Origin of the sequence: Pseudomonas sp. 1D4 (assembly GCF_001728925.1) — a bacterium.
Classification (GTDB): Bacteria; Pseudomonadota; Gammaproteobacteria; order Pseudomonadales; family Pseudomonadaceae; genus Metapseudomonas; species Metapseudomonas otitidis.
Window position 1 is genome coordinate 49,056 of sequence record NZ_LXJQ01000010.1, and the last position, 16,274, is coordinate 65,329.

Sequence of the window (16,274 nt, forward strand, 5' to 3'; positions counted from 1 at the left end):
TTACGTAATGAGAGCGACCGTCCGTCAGCGGGGACGGTCGATAGGATCCAGTATCTGCAGCGACAGGTTGCCCTTGTGGGCCCCCAGCTTGGCCTTGAAGGCCGGCACGCCGTTGGCGCGCATGATCATGTACTCGGGCATGTCCACCGGGATCACGTCCCCCGGCTGCATGTGCAGGATGTCCCGCAGGCGCAACTGACGGCGCACCACGGTGGCGGCCACCGGCACGCTGACATCGAGGATGTCTTCGCGCAGGGCCTTGATCCAGCGCTCGTCCTGATCGTCGACGTCGGACTGGAAGCCGGCATCGAGCATCTCGCGGATCGGCTCGATCATCGAATAGGGCATGGTGATGTGCAGGTCACCGCCGCCGCCGTCCAGCTCGATGTGGAAGGTGGACACCACCACCACTTCGCTGGGACTGACGATATTGGCGAGTGCCGGATTCACCTCGGAGTTGATGTACTCGAAGTGCACGTCCATCACCGCATGCCAGGCCTCCTTCAGGTCGACGAAGGCCTGGTCGATGACCATGCGCACGACCCGCAGTTCAGTCGGGGTGAATTCGCGGCCTTCGATCTTTGCGTGGCGGCCATCGCCGCCGAAGAAGTTGTCCACCAGCTTGAACACCAGCTTGGCGTCGAGGATGAACAGCCCGGTGCCACGCAACGGCTTCATCTTCACCAGGTTGAGGCTGGTGGGGACGTACAAGGAGTGAACGTACTCGCCGAACTTCATCACCTGCACGCCGCCCACGGCAACGTCGGCGGAGCGGCGCAGCAGGTTGAACATGCTGATACGGGTGTAACGGGCGAAGCGCTCGTTGATCATTTCGAGGGTGGGCATGCGCCCGCGAACGATTCGGTCCTGGCTGGTCAGGTCATAGCTTTTGACACTGCCAGGCTCGGCGTCGCTCTCGGTCTCGACGAGGCCATCGTCGACGCCGTGCAACAGGGCATCGATCTCGTCCTGGGAAAGGAGGTCTTGTACAGCCATGGTTGAACCCGCCTACTGCAATACGAAATTGGTGAACAGGACCTGCTCGATCACGACCTTCCCGGTTTCCTGCTTGGCAAGTTCCTGGACGGTCGCGGTGGCCTGCTGGCGCAGCATTTCCTTGCCCACGGCAGTCACCAGGCTGTCGAAGTTCTGGCCGGAAAAGAGCATGACGAGCTTGTTGCGCAGCACCGGCATGTGAACTTTCAGAGCGTCCATCTCACCCTTGTCGCGGGCCATCAGCGCCACGCTGACCTGCATGTAACGCTGCCGGCCGTTCTGGTTGAAGTTGACCACGAAGGCGGGGGCCAGCGGCTCGTAGATGGCCATTTTCTTGACCGGAGCAGCTTGCTCGGCGGCCGCCTCCTCCTTCTTGCCCTCGTCCTTCTTGTCCCCGCCCTTGCTGAGGAAGAACCAGGTGGCTCCGACGGAAAGCCCGATCGCCAGCAACAGCGCCACCACGATCAGGATGATCAGTTTGAGCTTGCTCTTGCCCGCCGGCTTCTCTTCCCCGGCCGCTGCTTCTTTCTTCGCCATGCCAATATTCCGTCGCTGAGCGGCTTTCCGTCCGCATTCAATGGGTTGTGAGCAAGTGCTATGCCAGGCTCTCAACAATCGCGCTGGGTATACCAGTGTCGCCCGCGCCTGTCATCCAAGAAAAAGCGCCCGGTACGTTCTCGTACCGGGCGCTCTAAGTCTAGAACAGGACGGCGTCGGCCCGACGGATCAGGCGTAGTAGTCCACCAGCCCCCGGGCGACGCCGACCGCAGCAGGTCGCAGTTCGCTGACGCCTGCCAGCGTTTCGTCATCGCCGGAACCGCCCAGCAAGCCGCCATTGCCATTGCCGCCGCCACGCCGCTCACCCTCGCCACCCTGCTGGCCCTGCCAACTGCGTGCCAGGGACTGGTCGGAGACGTTGACGTCAAGCTGGGTCATGCCCTGCTGGTTGAACATGTCGCGCAGGCGGTGCATCTGCCCTTCCAGCGCATCCCGCACGCCGGCGTTGGGGCTGGCGAAGGTGACCTGGGTCTGGTCCTGGTTCACATGGATGCGCACCTCCAGCCGCCCCAGCTCCTGCGGGTCGAGCTGGATCTCGGCGGACTTCAGATTCTGGCTGGACAGCCACATCACCCGATCCACTACGGCTTCGCTCCAGCCGTTCTGGTTGATGGCCACCGGTTGGCCGGGCACCACGGCCGGGGCTCGCTGGGCCATGGCCGATTGCTGGGTCACGGCCTGGTTGAGGGCATTCAGGCGGCTGTCCAGCACCTCACTGCGGATCTCCGCCTTGTTCTCGCCGAGCCCCTTAGCCAATTGTTCGGAGAGCTCACCGGCTGGCAGCTCGGCCTCGGGCAGCGTCTCGCTCACCTCGGCATCCTTCTCGGAGAAGGCTGCCATGGCGCTGGCGAAATTATGGCTGCCGCTGGCGGAATTCTGGCTGTTCACTGTGGCAGTGGTGGCCGCCTGGACCGGGTCGCCCTCAGTGCTGGCCTGCAGTGTCTGAGGCAGGCCGACAACCCCCTGGAGCGGGTCGGCTTCCTCTGCCGCGGACTGGACTGCCTGGGCCTGGGCCGTCGCAAGCGGCGTGGTCACCACCAGCGCCGGCACTTCGGGCTGCACCTCGGCCGGCTGTACCTGCGGCTCGGCGGGCACTGGCGGCGTCTGGCCGTTCATGGCCATCAGCAGCAGCGGATCGAGCGTCGAACTGCCGTCGCTGGACGTGGTATCCGTCGAATCGTCGCTGGCGGTGGTGACGGCTGCATCCGACGGCAAGGCGTTGCCGCTATCGGCAACGGTGGTCGGCTTGTCTGCCGGTGCGGCAGCCGGTTTGTCGGCTGGCTCTTCATTCTTGCGGTTGTCGACGGGCTTGTCCCGTGCCTGCTTGGGCGCGGGTTCACTTCGTTCTGCAGGCTTGGCTTGCCGTTCCTTCGCATACATCTGGGCGAAGCTGGGAGCCCCGCCGTTGCTGGGCTCGGGCGTCCTCACCTGGGACTTTGCCGCCTGAAAGTTCGGCTTCACCTCAGGCTTGGCCTGCAGAAGCATATCGGGGGCAACGGGCATGGGCACTCTCCGCTGGGGGTTGGATTCGTGCCTGGGCATTTGCAAGTGGCGGGCCAAGTCCGCCGTCAGAGACGGTACCGCTGCCGCTCGGAGCGCATGAGGATGCGCACGATGGCGAATTCACGTTCGATCTGCTCCACCAGCGAGGGCACTTCGTCGAGTTGCTCACGACGCCCAGCTTCTTCCAATTGCTTGCACAGCGACGACAGCAAGGGCGCCCCCATGTTGCTGCAGCTGCCCTTGAAGCTGTGAGCCGCCAGGCGCAGCCCCTGGGCGTCACCCTGGTCGCAGGCCTGGTGCAGCAGGCGCAGTCGCTCCTCGGAGTCCACCAGGAAGGTATCCAGCAAGACGGGATACTCGTCCTCCATGACCTCCTGCAAGGCAGCGAGCACAGTGGTATCGATATGCAGATCAGACAACCCGGTTACCCCCGGTAGAACACAGTGAACATCAGGATGGGCGCGGCCAGACGAACTCCACGCGAATGCCCTTGCCATCCTCCGGCAAGTCGCAGCGTGCGGCAAGCTGCCTGACGAGATTCAGGCCGCGCCCGCTGAGCAGCACCTTGCCGCCCTGAGCGGCAGGCAATTGCCGTGCGTCGAATCCCTTGCCGCTGTCCTCCACCTGGATGCGCAGGCGACCGCCCTCTCCCTCTGGCATCAATGCTAGGTGGATGCGCACATGCCCCTCCTCCAACCGCTCCAGGCGGGCGCTGCGCTCGCGGTAGTACTCGGCGAACCCCTTGGCATCACGCTTGAGGGCGGAGTCCAACCCCAGCACGCCGTGCTCCAGGGCATTGGAATACAGCTCCGCCAGCACGGTGTACAGCGCGCCGCCCTGCTCCCTGAGCCCCTGCACTTCCAGTAGCAGTTGCAACAGGAACGGCAACGGATTGAAGCGTTTGAGCGTCTGGGCGCGGAATTCGAAGCTGGCCGACCACTCCAGGGGGCTGAGCTGGCCACTGTCGGTGAAGTCCAGTTGCGGCCATTGTTCCAGGCCGTCCACCACGCCGACTTCGATCATGCTGACGTCGTCCTGGGCCTCACCACTGAACGCTGTCAGGGACTGCTGGATGGCATCGAACAGGTGCTCGGAGCGTCGGCAACGGGCGAACACCCCCTTCAACCGCTCGTCGCCGTACAGCTCACCGGCCTCGTTACGCGTCTCCAGCACGCCGTCGGACCAGAGGAAGATGCGATCCCCCGGTTCCACGGGGTAGACCTCATAGGCCGCATCGAATGCTGCCGGCTCCAGTACGCCCAGCGGCAGGTGCCGGGACACCAACGGCACCACGCTGCCATCGGCGCTGCGATGCAGGTAGCCCTCCGGCAAGCCACCGTTCCACACCTCCAGGACCCGCTGCTGGAAACTGAGGTTCAGCAATGTGGCGCAGCAGAACACGCCCACCGGCAGGATGCGCTTCAGCTTGGCGTTCATCTCGCGGAGGATGTCGGACATGGCATAGCCCTTGGCTGTCATGCCGTAGAACACTTCGGCGAGGGGCATCGCCCCGATGGCCGCCGGCAAGCCGTGGCCGGTGAAGTCACCCAGCAGCACATGCATGCCGCCCGAGGGCTTGAAGGCGGCCAGCAGCAGATCGCCGTTGAACAGCGCATAGGGCGACTGCAGGTAGCGGATGTTCTTGGCCTTGAGGCAGCCGGAGTGGGCCACCTTGTCGAACACCGCCTTGGCCACCCGCTGCTCGTTCAGCAGGTGTTCATGGTGCCGCGCGATCAGGTCGCGCTGGTGCAGCACCGTCTCCTGCAGGCGGCGCAGGCGGTCCATGGCGTTGATCTTGGCTTCGAGGATGACCCGGTTGTAGGGCTTGGCGAGAAAGTCGTCGCCGCCGGCCTCCAGGCAACGCACCAGGGCCTCGTTCTCGGTCAGGGAGGTGAGGAAGATGATCGGAACCAGTTCCTCCCCCGCCAATTGCTTGATGCGCCGCGCGGCTTCGAAGCCGTCCATCTCCGGCATCAGCGCATCCATCAGCACCAGGTTCGGCCGCTCCTGCTGGAACAGCACCACCGCCTCCACGCCGTTGCCGGCAGTCAGGGCGCGATGCCCCTGGCGGCTGACAATGGTGGACAGCAGCATGCGGTCGGCCGCGTTGTCCTCGGCGATGAGGATCGACAGACGGCCAGGCACAGGCACCTCAGGCAATCTGGAACAGTTGCTCGAAGTTGGAAATGGCGAGGATCTTGCGGACGTCCGGGTTGCAGTTGGCCAGGCGGATCTGGGCGCTGTCGCCTCCCGCATGGTCACGCAACAGCAAGAGCATTCCGAGGGCGGAGCTGTCGAGGTAGGTGGTGCCCTTCAGGTCGACGACATAGCGCTGGGGAGAAATGCTGACGCGCTCGTAGGCGTCGCGAAATTCCTGGTGGGCCCCGAAGTCGAAACGTCCCTGAATGACGATGGTCAACTCTTGCCCGTCGCTCGAAGGCATCGAGGTGATGGCCATGCAAGACTCCTTGGTCAGATTAAAAGGCGCGTGCTGAGAAGATGTAGCACCCGCCCGAGACCTCGGCAACCCGCGCCTCACTCCTGCACGGGACGATTCAGACGCTGGGAGAGCTCATCCAGCAGGCGCTGCTCACGCTTGTCCTCTGCCAACCGTGCCTCGTCACGGTAGCGCTGCACCAGCTTTCTCAGGCCTTCCAGCCGTGCGTAGCGCTGCTGCCAGGTGTCCCGCGCACGGTTCAGGTTCTCCCGGTGCCAGGCCACGCTCTGGCTCTGCTGGCTCACCGCCGCCTCCAATTGCGAGAGGAAGCGCTGGTAGTTGGTCAGCCACTGGCCGCTGACGCCCTGGCTGCCCTGGGTGATCCACTGCTGCTGGTAATCGCCCCGGTAGCGTTCGAGGTCGCCGAGCTTGCCCTCGGCCTGGGCCAGTTGGGCCTGGCACTGGCCCATCAGCCGCGCGGCTTCGCGCTCGGCCTTCTGGGCCATCTCCACCACTGGCGCGAGGCGCGCCGCCCGGTCATTGGCCATGACTCATCAACCCGCGTTGCCGTTGGCCAATACGCCCCCCAGGCGCATGACACTGCCGGCCAGCGGCTCGCTCTCGTCCAACCCCTGTTGCAGGAAAGCGGCCATGGACGGCTGGCGGGCAATGGCCAGGTCGGTGTCCGGGTCACCACCGGCAACGTAGGCGCCGACGCTGATGAGGTCGCGACTCTGCTGGTAGCGCGACCACAACTGCTTGAAGCGCTGGGCCATCTTGAGGTGCTCGGGGCTCACCACCTGGGGCATCACCCGGCTGATGGACGCCTCGATGTCGATGGCCGGGTAATGCCCCTCCTCCGCCAGTCGACGTGACAGCACGAAGTGCCCGTCGAGCACGCCCCGCGCCGAGTCGGCGATGGGGTCCTGCTGGTCGTCGCCCTCGGAGAGCACGGTGTAGAAGGCGGTGATCGAACCGCCACCCTTCTCGCCATTGCCAGCACGCTCCACCAGCTTGGGCAGTTTGGCAAAGACCGACGGCGGATAGCCCTTGGTCGCCGGCGGCTCACCGATGGCCAGGGCGATCTCCCGCTGGGCCTGAGCGAAACGGGTCAGGGAGTCCATCAGCAGCAGGACGTTCTTGCCCTTGTCACGGAAGTATTCGGCGATGCGGGTGCAGTACATGGCCGCCCGCAGGCGCATCAACGGTGCATCGTCGGCAGGTGATGCCACCACCACAGAGCGCTTGAGCCCCTCCTCGCCGAGGATGTGCTCGATGAACTCCTTCACCTCGCGGCCCCGTTCACCGATCAGGCCGACCACGATGATCTCCGCCTCGGTGAAGCGGGTCATCATGCCCAACAGCACCGACTTACCGACGCCGGTGCCGGCGAAAAGGCCCAGGCGCTGGCCACGACCGACGGTGAGCAGGCCATTGATGGAACGGATGCCGACATCCAGGGGAACGGAAATGGGGTCACGGTTCAGCGGGTTGATCACCGGACCGTCCATCGCCACCCAGTCCTCGGCCTTCATCCCGCCCTTGCCATCCAACGCACGGCCGGCGCCATCGAGCACCCGACCAAGCATGGACATGCCCATGGGCAGACGACCGGTATCCGGCAGAGGCACGACCCGCGCACCGGGTGCGATGCCGGCCAGGCTGCCGACCGGCATCAGGTACAGCTTGCCGCTGGCGAAGCCCATGACTTCCGCCTCGACCTGCACGGGGTGGTAGCTGTCGTCGTTGATCACCAGGCAGCGGCTGCCGATGGCCGCACGCAGGCCCTCGGCCTCCAGGGTCAGGCCGACCATGCGCAGCAGGCGACCTTCCACCACGGGCTGGTTGGGCAGGCTGACCGCGTCGGCATACCCGGCCAGGCGGCGGGCAAAGCTGACCCGATCAAGACGCATGGCCGTCCTCGAGGTCGATGGAAAGGTCGGCAGCCGGTGGGTGCACCTTCTGGTCCCGCTGCTGGTCGAAGAGCTGCTTGAGGGCCTGGGCCAGGCGCGTCTCCACGCTGGCATCGATGCGGCTGTGCTCGGTTTCGATCCGGCACCCGCCGGGCAGCAGGCCGTCGTCCTCGAGGATGCGCCAGGACTCCTCATGGCGTTCGCGCAGGGCCTTCACCAATTCGAAGTCCTGTGGGTTGACGTGGATGCGCACGTTGCTCGCACCCATGGGCAGCAACTTGAGGGCTTCCCGCAGGATGTGGCGCAACTGGGAGGAGTCGGTGGACAGCTCGCGCTGTACCACCTGTCGGGCCATGTGCCCCACCAGGTGAATGACGGCCTCTTCCAGTTGCTGGTCCTGCTCGGCGATGGGGTCCATCAGTTGGCCCATCAACTGCTCCAGCGCGTCGAGGCGGGCATTGAGTGCGACGTCCGCTTCCTGCTTGGCCTTGAGCTGGCCAGCGTGGAAACCGTCCTTCTCGCCGGTGGCGAAGCCTTCGTTGTAGGCGTCCTGGCGGATGGCCTCCAGCTCTTCCAGCGTCAGTGGTTTGACGTCTTCCGGCGGGACTTCTTCGATCGTCTCCAGCCCTGGTTCCGGCTGCGCCTCGTCGATCGCCGCTGCCGGCTCCTCGCTCGGCAGCGGCTCCGGCTCGACCTCCGGGGCCGGCACCTCGGGGTCGAAGCTGGGCAGCGACCAGCGGTCGAAGGCGTTGACATCCTTGGCGCGGATCAGCTCGCTCTGCGCATCCTTGTTGGCCATGGAATGCGCCTCAGATCATTTCTTCGCCGCCCTTGCCACCGAGGACGATCTCCCCGGCTTCGGCCATCCGGCGGGCGATGGTGAGGATTTCCTTCTGCGCGGCTTCCACGTCGCTGACGCGCACCGGGCCCTTGGCCTCGAGGTCGTCGCGCAGCAGTTCGGCGGCACGCTTGGACATGTTCTTGAAGACTTTCTCCTTGATCGCGTCGTCGGCGCCCTTGAGCGCCACCACCAACACCTCGGAGGACACCTCACGCATAAGCGCCTGAATGCCCCGATCGTCCACGTCGGCCAGGTTGTCGAAGACGAACATGAGGTCTTCGATCTGTCCGGACAGGTCGGCATCCACTTCGCGGATGGAGTCCATCAGCGCGCCTTCGACCGAGCTGTCGAGGTAGTTCATGATGTCTGCCGCACGCTTGACGCCGCCCATGGTGGTGCGGGTCGAGCTGGCGTTGCCGGCGAACTGCTTCTCGAGGATCTGGTTCAGCTCCTTCAACGCGGACGGCTGCACGGTGTTGAGCGACGACACCCGCAGGATGATGTCGAGGCGGACCTTGTGGTCGAAGTGGCTGAGCACCTCACCGGCCTGATCGGGGTCAAGGTAGGCGACGACGATGGCCTGGATCTGCGGGTGCTCGTAGCGGATCACGTCGGCCACGGCGCGTGGCTCCATCCACTTCAGGCTGTCCAGGCCGCTGGTGCTGCCACCCAGCAGGATACGGTCGATGAGGTTGTTCGCCTTGTCCTCGCCCAGAGCCTGGGTGAGCATTTTGCGGATGTAGCCGTCGGCACCGACGCCCAGGCTGGTCTGGTCGCCGACGATCTCGACGAACTCGCCCATCACCTGCTCCACCTGCTCGCGGTGGACGTTGCGCATTTGCGCCATGGCCACGCCGACCTTCTGGACCTCCTTCGGGCCCATGTGGCGCAGCACCTGTGCGGCATCGGTCTCGCCAAGGGACAGGAGCAGGATGGCTGCCTTGTCTACCTTGGTCAGCTTGGCTGGGGGGCGATTGTCACTCATCGGAGTTGATCCACTCTTTGACTACCAAAGCCACGCGACCCGGGTCTTCAGCCACCAGGCTCTTGATCGCGTTCAGTTGCGCATCATACCCCTCGCTCGGGCTGGGCAGGAGGATGCTCTGCGGTCCGCCGAGACTGACCCGATCGTCGGCCAGCTCACCGGACAGCCCACCACCCAGCTCGCCAAGCTCGCGATCGGCCGCCAGGGCTGCCTCGCGCTCCCTGTCCTTGGCGCCGGAGATGTTGTTCAGCACCGGACGCAGCACGAACCACACCAGAATCAGGATCAGCAGCGCCGGGAACAGTTGCTTCAGCGCAGACATCAGCATCTGGAACCAGACCTGCTCGTACCACGGCAGTTCGATCACATCATCCTGGCCGCCATGGAACGGCGTGTTGATCACGCTGACGCTGTCGCCACGACTGGCATCGAAGCCCACCGCGTCCTGCACCAGGCGAGTGAAGCGGGCGAGCTCGTCAGCGGTCCAGGGTACGTGGGTGGTCTCGCCCTGGGCGTTGACCTTGACCTGGTCGTCCAGCACCACGGCCACGGACAGGCGGCGCAGGCGGCCTTGCTGCTGCTTGGTGTAGCTCACCGAACGGTCCAGCTCGTAGTTGCGGGTGCTCTGGTCGCGCTTGTCGGTCGGGTACGGCGCCAGCAGCGGCTTGCCGGTGGCCTGGTCGATGATCTGCTGGCCGTTGTCGTCGAGGATCGGCTGGCCAGGCTGCACGCCAGGGGCTGCAGCGGCGGTGGCCTGTTGCGGGGCATTGGCCGGGCCGGGCGGCTGGTTGGACAGCGCACCGGGTACGCCCTGGGGCCCGGAGCCCGCCTGGCGCTCCTCGGCGAGCTTCTGCTCGCTGCGCAGGGCCGGCTGGTCGGGGTTGAACATTTCGGAGGTGGATTCGACGGCGCTGAAGTCGACGTCTGCCGACACTTCGGCCTTGTAGCGGCCGCTGCCCAGCACCGGCTGCAGGATGCTGTGCACGCGCTGGGTGAACAGGCTCTCCATCCGGCGGGTGTAGTCGTACTGCTTGCCCGCCATGGTCAGTTCGGACAGCTCCTGCTGGTCGGACAGCAGGGTGCCCTTCTGGTCGACCACGGTGACTTGCCCTTTCTCCAGTTCGGGAACGCTGGTAGCCACCAGGTTGACGATGGCCATCACCTGGCTCGGCTCGAGATTGCGGCCCGGGTACAGCTCAACCAGCACGGAGGCGCTGGGCTTGCGCTCATCACGGACGAATACCGAGCTTTTCGGGATGGCCAGGTGGACGCGCGCGCCCTTGACGTTGTTCAGGCTGGAGATGGTGCGAGCCAGTTCGCCCTCAAGGCCCCGGCGGTAGCGAGTGGCCTCCATGAACTGGCTGGTGCCCAGGCCCTGGTCCTTGTCGAGGATCTCGAAGCCCACGTTGCCGTCGCTGGGGGCAAGGCCGGCGCCAGCGAGCTTGATGCGGGCACGCGCCACGTCATCTGCCTTGACCAGCAGCGCGCCGGAGTTGGGCTCGATCTTGTAGGGAATGTCGGCGCCGTTCAGCGTCTCCATCACCTGGTTCGCATCCATGCCGGTGAGGCTGCCATACAGCGGGCGGTAATCCGGCTGCTGGGACCAAAGCACCACGGCGAAGCCGATAGCAACGCTGGCAGCCAGGCCGACCATGAGGCCGATCTGGCGCAGCATGGACATCTGCGACAGGTTTTCCAGGAAGGCCAGCCCGAACAGGGGCTTCTTCTCACCCGGCTCGGTGGAGGGTGCCGGTACGTTGGCGGTCGCTGCGTCTGCCATTTCTCACCTCACCCCTTAAACCGGCATCTGCATGATGTCTTGGTAGGCCTGGACCAGCTTGTTGCGCACCTGGGTCAAAGCCTGGAAGGAAACGCTGGCCTTCTGCGAGGCGATCATCACGTCAGTGATGTCGACGCCGCTCTTGCCCATCTCGAAGGCGGTGGCCAACTGGCTGGACGCCTGCTGAACCTCGCTCACCTTGTTGACGGCCTGACCGAGCATCTCGGAAAAGCTCGGCACAGCAGCAGCCTCGGGCGCAGCTTGGGTGGTGGGTTTGGGTCGTGCCATCGCCTCCATTTGCATGGAGCGCATTTCCAGCATCAGGCGATTGAATTCGACACCCTGGCTCATCACATTCCTCCGCGGCCGCAGATTTTTGACGCAGGAGCGGCCTTTGAAGGGGTATTTGCAACAAGGGTGCCAGAACTGGCGAAGACGTTTCGGAGGGAGCTGAAACGCAGGCAGAACAAGGAGTTAGCGCAGCCTGGGCAGGCTGGCCAACCCCGTCATCAGTGGTTAGACAGGCGCGTGGCCCTTGTCAGCTGGCGTAGAGGTAGGCCTCGACGTCCATGCCGGCATCGCGCATCTGCGCCAGCTTGTAACGCAGGGTGCGGGGGCTGATGCCAAGCCGCTCGGCCGCCTCCTTCCGGCGACCCCGCTCCAGGCGCAGCGTCTCGATGATCATCTGGAACTCGTGGCGGCGCAGGTCCTCACCCAGCGCGCTGGCAGCGTCGGCCGCCGCCGGCGGAGTAGGCACTGGCAATGCGGAGGACACGGGCACCGGCTGCAGCGCCAAAGAACCGACACCCATGCCGATAGGGGCATCCAGGCACAGGTCATGGGGCTGGACGATGCCGCCCTGCTGGAGAATCAGCGCCCGCTGGATGGCGTTGTCCAGCTCCCGCACATTGCCCGGCCAGGGATGGTGCAACAAGGCATCGCGCGCCTCGCGGGAGAGGCTGACAGGGGCGTGGTTCATCTTGCGTACGTGCTTGGCCAGCAGGCGCTCGGCCAAGGGCAGAATGTCCGCCGGGCGCTCGCGCAAGGCGCGCCAGGCCAGGGGGAAAACCGAGAGCCGGTAGTAGAGGTCTTCACGGAAACGCCCGGCCGCCACCTCCCCTGCCAGGTCACGGTTAGTGGTAGCGAGCACGCGAATATCCAGGTCGATGGGCTTGCGCGCGCCGACGCGCTCCACCTCACGCTCCTGCAGCACCCGCAGGAGCTTGGCCTGCAGCGCCAGCGGCATCTCGGAAATCTCGTCCAGCAGGATGGTGCCGCCGTTGGCCAGCTCGAACTTGCCGGGCTGGGCAGCGATGGCGCCGGTGAATGCCCCTTTCTCGTGACCGAAGAGCGTGGCTTCCAGCATGTTGTCCGGGATGGCCGCACAGTTGATGGCGATGAAGGGCTTGTCCGCACGGGACGACTGCAGATGGATGTAGCGCGCCAGGACCTCCTTGCCGGTGCCGGACTCGCCGGAGATCAGCACCGTGGAATCGCTGCGGGCGACCCGCGCCGCCAGCTCAAGCAACTGGCGGCTGGCCGGGTCCTCGGCGATGGGGCCTTCAGCTTCGCCACGGGCGACATGGCCCAGGGCATGGCGCCCGACCAGATCAAGCAGCACGCGAGGCTCGAAGGGCTTGACCAGGTAATCCGCCGCGCCCTGGCGGATCGCATCCACGGCACGCTCGACAGCGCCGTAGGCAGTCATCAGCAGGACAGGGAGCTGCGGATAACGGGGGCGGATCAGGGCCAGCAACTGGTGCCCGTCCATGCCCGGCATGTTCACGTCGCTGATGACCATGCTGAAGGGCTCCTCGCCCAGGGCCACCAGGGCGGCCTCGGCGCAATCGGCCTCACGGTAGGCGTAGCCGCCGAGGGCCAAGGTATCGGCCAGGGCTTCGCGCAGGGCGCGGTCGTCTTCGACCAGCAGGATCTTGACGGTCATGGAATCACTCCTGTTTAGCCGGCTGTGCCGCCAGCAGCGGCAGAACCAGGGTGGCGCAGGTGCCCAGCCCCACGCGCGAGCGCAACGTCAGCTCGCCCTGGTGGGCACGTGCCACGGCCTTGACCACGGCCAGGCCGAGGCCGGTTCCGGTGGTCTTGGTGGTGAAGAAAGGCTCGCCTAGACGTGCCAGGGTGGCGGGCTCGATGCCGGGGCCGTTATCGCTGACGGACAGGTGCAGGGCGTTGCCACGGGCAAAGATATGCACCTTCAGACGCAGCCGCGAGCCGGCGGCCTGGGTGGCGTTTTCGATCAGGTTCAACAGTGCACCGACGAGGGTGTCGCGGTTGCACAGCACCTCACCCCCACTGATGTCGCACTGCCAACGCACCTGGGCGCCGGCGAGGTGGGGTTCGGCGGCCGAGCGCAACGCGGCGAACAGCATCACCGGCGCGAGGCGATCCGGCAACGGCAGGTCGCCCCGGGCGAAGACCAGCATGTCACGCACCTGGTGCTCCAGCTCATGGAGGCGCTCCTTGAGGCGACTGGCAAAGCGTTGTTGCTGTTCGGTGGGCAGTACCTGCTCGGCCAAATGGCTGGCATAGAGCAAGGCGGCGGACAGCGGCGTGCGGATCTGATGAGCCAGGGAGGCGACCATGCGACCCAGCGAGGACAGGCGCTCATGGCGGGCCAGTTCGTCCTGCAAGCGGCGGGTTTCCGTCAGGTCGGCCAGCAGCACCAACTGACCAGGCTCACCATCGAGGGATCGGGTGGCGATGGAGACGCGACGGCCATCCTTGAGGGAAATCTCATGGCCGTCGTCCTTGCGGGGAGCGAAATTGCGCGCGATGACCTCGCGCCAGAGCATACCGACCAGGGGGCGCCCGAGCAGGCTACAGGCCACCGGGTTGGCCTCGCGGACGACACCCTGTCCGTCGAGGACGATGACGCCACCAGGCAGCAGGTCCAACAGACTCTGCAGGCGCTGGGCCAGGCGTTCCTTTTCCGCCAGTTCCTGCATGCGTTGAGCGCTGACCAGTGCCAACTGCCCTTTGAGCTCAGTGACACGCGCTTCGAGCACGTTGTACGACTCACTGAGCTGAGACGACATCTGGTTGAACATGGCGAAGGTCTTTTCGAGGCTGGCGCGGCCGGCCTCTTCGACATTCACCTGGGTGTTCTCGTCGTCTTGCTGTGCGGGGTTGGCTCTTGCGGTCATTTCGGTCTCTCGCTCGGCAAACCGTCATCCAACGGTCGTTTCACAAGAGACTTAGCAATACCCGTGCCTAAAAATTAATCCTTTTAAATCAGCAAGTTAGCAAAAGTACGTCAATCTTCCGCCATATCTTCGTCGCGACGGCTCATGCCGTACTTGCGCATCTTCTCCACCAGGGTGGTGCGGCGGATGCGCAGGCGTTCGGCGGCACGGGCCACCACACCAGCCGCATCGTCCAGCGCCTGCTGGATCAGCTCCTGTTCGAGGTTGCCCAGGTAATCCTTCAGGTCCAGGCCTTCGGGCGGCAACATCGCCGGAGCACTGACGCCGGGCAGGCCGGCGCCGATGGCGGAACGCTCCTCCAACTCTTCGCGCAGGCTGGCGGCGAGCTGCTCGTCCTCGTCATCCACATGGCGGAACTTCTTCGGCAGCTCGCTGACGCCGATGACGCCGTAGGGATGCATGATCGCCATGCGCTCCACCAGGTTGGCCAGCTCACGGACGTTGCCCGGCCAGTCGTGGTTGCACAGCGACATGATGGCGGCGGAGTTGAAGCGGATGGAGCCGCGCTTTTCGTGCTCCATGCGGGAGATGAGCTCGTTCATCAGCAACGGGATGTCCTCCACGCGCTCACGCAGCGGGGCCATCTCGATGGGGAAGACGTTGAGGCGGTAGTAAAGGTCCTCGCGGAAGCTGCCGGTCTCGATCATCTGCTCGAGGTTCTTGTGAGTCGCAGCAATGATGCGCACATCGACATTCTGGGTCTTGTTGCTGCCAACCCGCTCGAAAGTACGTTCCTGTAGCACACGCAGCAACTTGACCTGCATGGGCAGCGGCATGTCGCCGATCTCGTCGAGGAACAACGTGCCGCCGTTGGCCAGTTCGAAACGACCAGCACGGCTGGTGATGGCACCGGTGAAGGCACCCTTCTCGTGACCGAAGAGCTCGCTCTCGAGCAACTCGGCAGGAATCGCACCGCAGTTGACCGGCACGAAGGGCGCTTCGCGGCGCTTGGAATGGTAGTGAAGGTTGCGCGCCACCACTTCCTTGCCGGTGCCGGACTCGCCGAGGATGAGAACGCTGGCATCGGTATCGGCGACCTGCTGCATCATCTGCCGCACCTGCTGAATCGCACGACTCGTGCCTACCAGGCTGCGGAACAGGTTCGGCTCGCGCTGGCGGCCACGCTCGCGGGCCTGGTCGTACATCTCGCGGTAAACCTGGGCGCGGTGCAGCGAATCGAGGAGCTTGTTGTAGCTGGGCGGCATCTCCAGGGAGGCCAGCACGCGGCGGCGGATATCTTCCGACCACTCGACCGGGGCCACCTGGTCGATCAGCAACACAGGCAGAAACTCGTCCCAGCTGCCGATCTGCTTGAGCAGCTCCAGCACTCCACCCTTGGACTGAACCTCGCCAAGCAGCACACAGAGCACGTCGCGGCTGGCACTGCTGGCATCCGCCAGGGCACGCCAGTCGGCGCTGCCGCAGGCCAGGTGGTCTTCGCCGAGGAAGTTCAGAATGACTGTCAGGTCTCGACGCCGATCAGCGTTGTCGTCGATCAGCAGAATCTTGGTTTCACGCCACATCGGTCTGTTCTTACTCGAAAGCGGGCGCCACTGGAACGCGGCAAGAAAAACCGACGTACCTCAAGGGGTTCCGCCGGCAATTGGCCAGTAGTAAAGTCAAAAACGCCGACCGAGTCAAATTTATGGCGTGTATTTTTCGGGAGCCCCGATAGCCTCGCGAAAGGCCACGAAAGCTGCACCGAGGGGCATCGATGCAGCCCTGGTTCACTCAACCGAAGAGTTGGTACACCTTGGCACCCTGGCTGGCACGGACAATCTGGCTGAGCTCCGCCGCCACCTCGTCGCGTTGGCGCGCACAGGATTCGGTCAACTGACGATAGACCTCGATCAGCGCTTCGAGCTGGGCACGTAGCCCCTCCTCGATGTCGCTGCAGTCCAGCATCGCCACGTTCACCTGCTCCCGGCACTGGAGGTCCAGACGCCCGACAGCCTCCCAGTCCTGGCTTTCGAACGCCGAGACGAGTGCCTCACGGGTCTCTTCGATCTGCTTGAGCATGGTCTGGCTCATGATGCACTC

At 64.9% G+C, this 16,274-nt stretch carries 16 protein-coding genes; all 16 read right to left on the bottom strand.

Going from position 1 to position 16,274, the window contains the following annotated elements:
• Window positions 1–24: 24 nt before the first annotated feature.
• The 16 genes from fliM to A7D27_RS07725 all read right to left on the bottom strand — a co-directional run bounded on the left by fliM (window position 25) and on the right by A7D27_RS07725 (window position 16,265).
• Window positions 25–996 carry a flagellar motor switch protein FliM gene (gene fliM / locus A7D27_RS07650; RefSeq protein WP_069560373.1) on the bottom strand — a complete coding sequence of 324 codons (972 nt, stop codon included), beginning with the start codon at window positions 994–996 and terminating at the stop codon, window positions 25–27.
• A gap of 12 nt (window positions 997–1,008) precedes the next feature.
• Window positions 1,009–1,533 carry a flagellar basal body-associated protein FliL gene (gene fliL, locus A7D27_RS07655; RefSeq protein WP_069564526.1) on the bottom strand — a complete coding sequence of 175 codons (525 nt, stop codon included), beginning with the start codon at window positions 1,531–1,533 and terminating at the stop codon, window positions 1,009–1,011.
• A gap of 189 nt (window positions 1,534–1,722) precedes the next feature.
• Window positions 1,723–3,057 (bottom strand): flagellar hook-length control protein FliK, encoded by a 1,335-nt coding sequence (locus tag A7D27_RS07660; RefSeq protein ID WP_069560371.1) that lies wholly within the window; start codon window positions 3,055–3,057, stop codon window positions 1,723–1,725.
• Window positions 3,058–3,122: 65 nt separating this feature from the next.
• Window positions 3,123–3,476, bottom strand: coding sequence for an Hpt domain-containing protein (locus A7D27_RS07665; protein ID WP_069560370.1), 354 nt, complete (start codon window positions 3,474–3,476; stop codon window positions 3,123–3,125).
• Between the two features lie 31 nt (window positions 3,477–3,507).
• Window positions 3,508–5,202, bottom strand: coding sequence for a fused response regulator/phosphatase (locus tag A7D27_RS07670; RefSeq protein ID WP_139131099.1), 1,695 nt, complete (start codon window positions 5,200–5,202; stop codon window positions 3,508–3,510).
• 7 nt (window positions 5,203–5,209) lie between these two features.
• Complete coding sequence (locus A7D27_RS07675; protein WP_069560369.1) at window positions 5,210–5,515, bottom strand: STAS domain-containing protein; 306 nt, start codon at window positions 5,513–5,515, stop codon at window positions 5,210–5,212.
• A 77-nt stretch (window positions 5,516–5,592) separates the two neighbouring features.
• Entirely contained in the window at window positions 5,593–6,042 is a 450-nt protein-coding gene (fliJ, locus tag A7D27_RS07680; protein WP_069560368.1) for a flagellar export protein FliJ, read from the bottom strand.
• Between the two features lie 6 nt (window positions 6,043–6,048).
• Window positions 6,049–7,407, bottom strand: a complete 1,359-nt coding sequence (gene fliI / locus A7D27_RS07685) for a flagellar protein export ATPase FliI (protein ID WP_069560367.1) — start codon at window positions 7,405–7,407, stop codon at window positions 6,049–6,051.
• Window positions 7,397–8,206, bottom strand: a complete 810-nt coding sequence (fliH, locus tag A7D27_RS07690; RefSeq protein WP_069564527.1) for a flagellar assembly protein FliH — start codon at window positions 8,204–8,206, stop codon at window positions 7,397–7,399. The genes fliI and fliH overlap by 11 nt, the downstream gene beginning before the upstream one ends.
• Window positions 8,207–8,216: 10 nt before the next feature.
• Complete coding sequence (gene fliG / locus A7D27_RS07695; RefSeq protein WP_069560365.1) at window positions 8,217–9,233, bottom strand: flagellar motor switch protein FliG; 1,017 nt, start codon at window positions 9,231–9,233, stop codon at window positions 8,217–8,219.
• On the bottom strand, window positions 9,226–11,013 hold the full coding sequence (gene fliF / locus A7D27_RS07700) for a flagellar basal-body MS-ring/collar protein FliF (RefSeq protein WP_069560364.1): 1,788 nt from the start codon (window positions 11,011–11,013) through the stop codon (window positions 9,226–9,228). The genes fliG and fliF overlap by 8 nt, the downstream gene beginning before the upstream one ends.
• Window positions 11,014–11,028: 15 nt before the next feature.
• A complete protein-coding gene (gene fliE / locus A7D27_RS07705) occupies window positions 11,029–11,364 on the bottom strand; it encodes a flagellar hook-basal body complex protein FliE (protein ID WP_069560363.1) in 336 nt (111 codons plus the stop codon).
• Between the two features lie 187 nt (window positions 11,365–11,551).
• Window positions 11,552–12,958, bottom strand: coding sequence for a sigma-54 dependent transcriptional regulator (locus A7D27_RS07710; protein ID WP_069564528.1), 1,407 nt, complete (start codon window positions 12,956–12,958; stop codon window positions 11,552–11,554).
• 4 nt (window positions 12,959–12,962) lie between these two features.
• On the bottom strand, window positions 12,963–14,174 hold the full coding sequence (locus A7D27_RS07715) for a PAS domain-containing sensor histidine kinase (RefSeq protein WP_069560361.1): 1,212 nt from the start codon (window positions 14,172–14,174) through the stop codon (window positions 12,963–12,965).
• A gap of 110 nt (window positions 14,175–14,284) precedes the next feature.
• Window positions 14,285–15,757 (bottom strand): sigma-54 dependent transcriptional regulator, encoded by a 1,473-nt coding sequence (locus A7D27_RS07720; protein ID WP_069560360.1) that lies wholly within the window; start codon window positions 15,755–15,757, stop codon window positions 14,285–14,287.
• Between the two features lie 208 nt (window positions 15,758–15,965).
• Complete coding sequence (locus A7D27_RS07725; protein WP_069564529.1) at window positions 15,966–16,265, bottom strand: flagellar assembly protein FliT; 300 nt, start codon at window positions 16,263–16,265, stop codon at window positions 15,966–15,968.
• Window positions 16,266–16,274: the final 9 nt, after the last annotated feature.

Bases quoted from the DNA above. Each gene is read 5' to 3' on its own strand.
- A7D27_RS07710 (WP_069564528.1), bottom strand. From the start codon at position 12,958: ATGACCGTCAAGATCCTGCTGGTCGAAGACGACCGCGCCCTGCGCGAA.
- A7D27_RS07660 (WP_069560371.1), bottom strand. From the start codon at position 3,057: ATGCCCGTTGCCCCCGATATGCTTCTGCAGGCCAAGCCTGAGGTGAAG.
- fliL (WP_069564526.1), bottom strand. From the start codon at position 1,533: ATGGCGAAGAAAGAAGCAGCGGCCGGGGAAGAGAAGCCGGCGGGCAAG.
- A7D27_RS07725 (WP_069564529.1), bottom strand. From the start codon at position 16,265: ATGAGCCAGACCATGCTCAAGCAGATCGAAGAGACCCGTGAGGCACTC.
- fliH (WP_069564527.1), bottom strand. From the start codon at position 8,206: ATGGCCAACAAGGATGCGCAGAGCGAGCTGATCCGCGCCAAGGATGTC.
- fliI (WP_069560367.1), bottom strand. From the start codon at position 7,407: ATGCGTCTTGATCGGGTCAGCTTTGCCCGCCGCCTGGCCGGGTATGCC.
- fliG (WP_069560365.1), bottom strand. From the start codon at position 9,233: ATGAGTGACAATCGCCCCCCAGCCAAGCTGACCAAGGTAGACAAGGCA.
- A7D27_RS07720 (WP_069560360.1), bottom strand. From the start codon at position 15,757: ATGTGGCGTGAAACCAAGATTCTGCTGATCGACGACAACGCTGATCGG.
- fliM (WP_069560373.1), bottom strand. From the start codon at position 996: ATGGCTGTACAAGACCTCCTTTCCCAGGACGAGATCGATGCCCTGTTG.
- A7D27_RS07675 (WP_069560369.1), bottom strand. From the start codon at position 5,515: ATGGCCATCACCTCGATGCCTTCGAGCGACGGGCAAGAGTTGACCATC.
- fliE (WP_069560363.1), bottom strand. From the start codon at position 11,364: ATGAGCCAGGGTGTCGAATTCAATCGCCTGATGCTGGAAATGCGCTCC.
- A7D27_RS07715 (WP_069560361.1), bottom strand. From the start codon at position 14,174: ATGACCGCAAGAGCCAACCCCGCACAGCAAGACGACGAGAACACCCAG.
- fliF (WP_069560364.1), bottom strand. From the start codon at position 11,013: ATGGCAGACGCAGCGACCGCCAACGTACCGGCACCCTCCACCGAGCCG.
- fliJ (WP_069560368.1), bottom strand. From the start codon at position 6,042: ATGGCCAATGACCGGGCGGCGCGCCTCGCGCCAGTGGTGGAGATGGCC.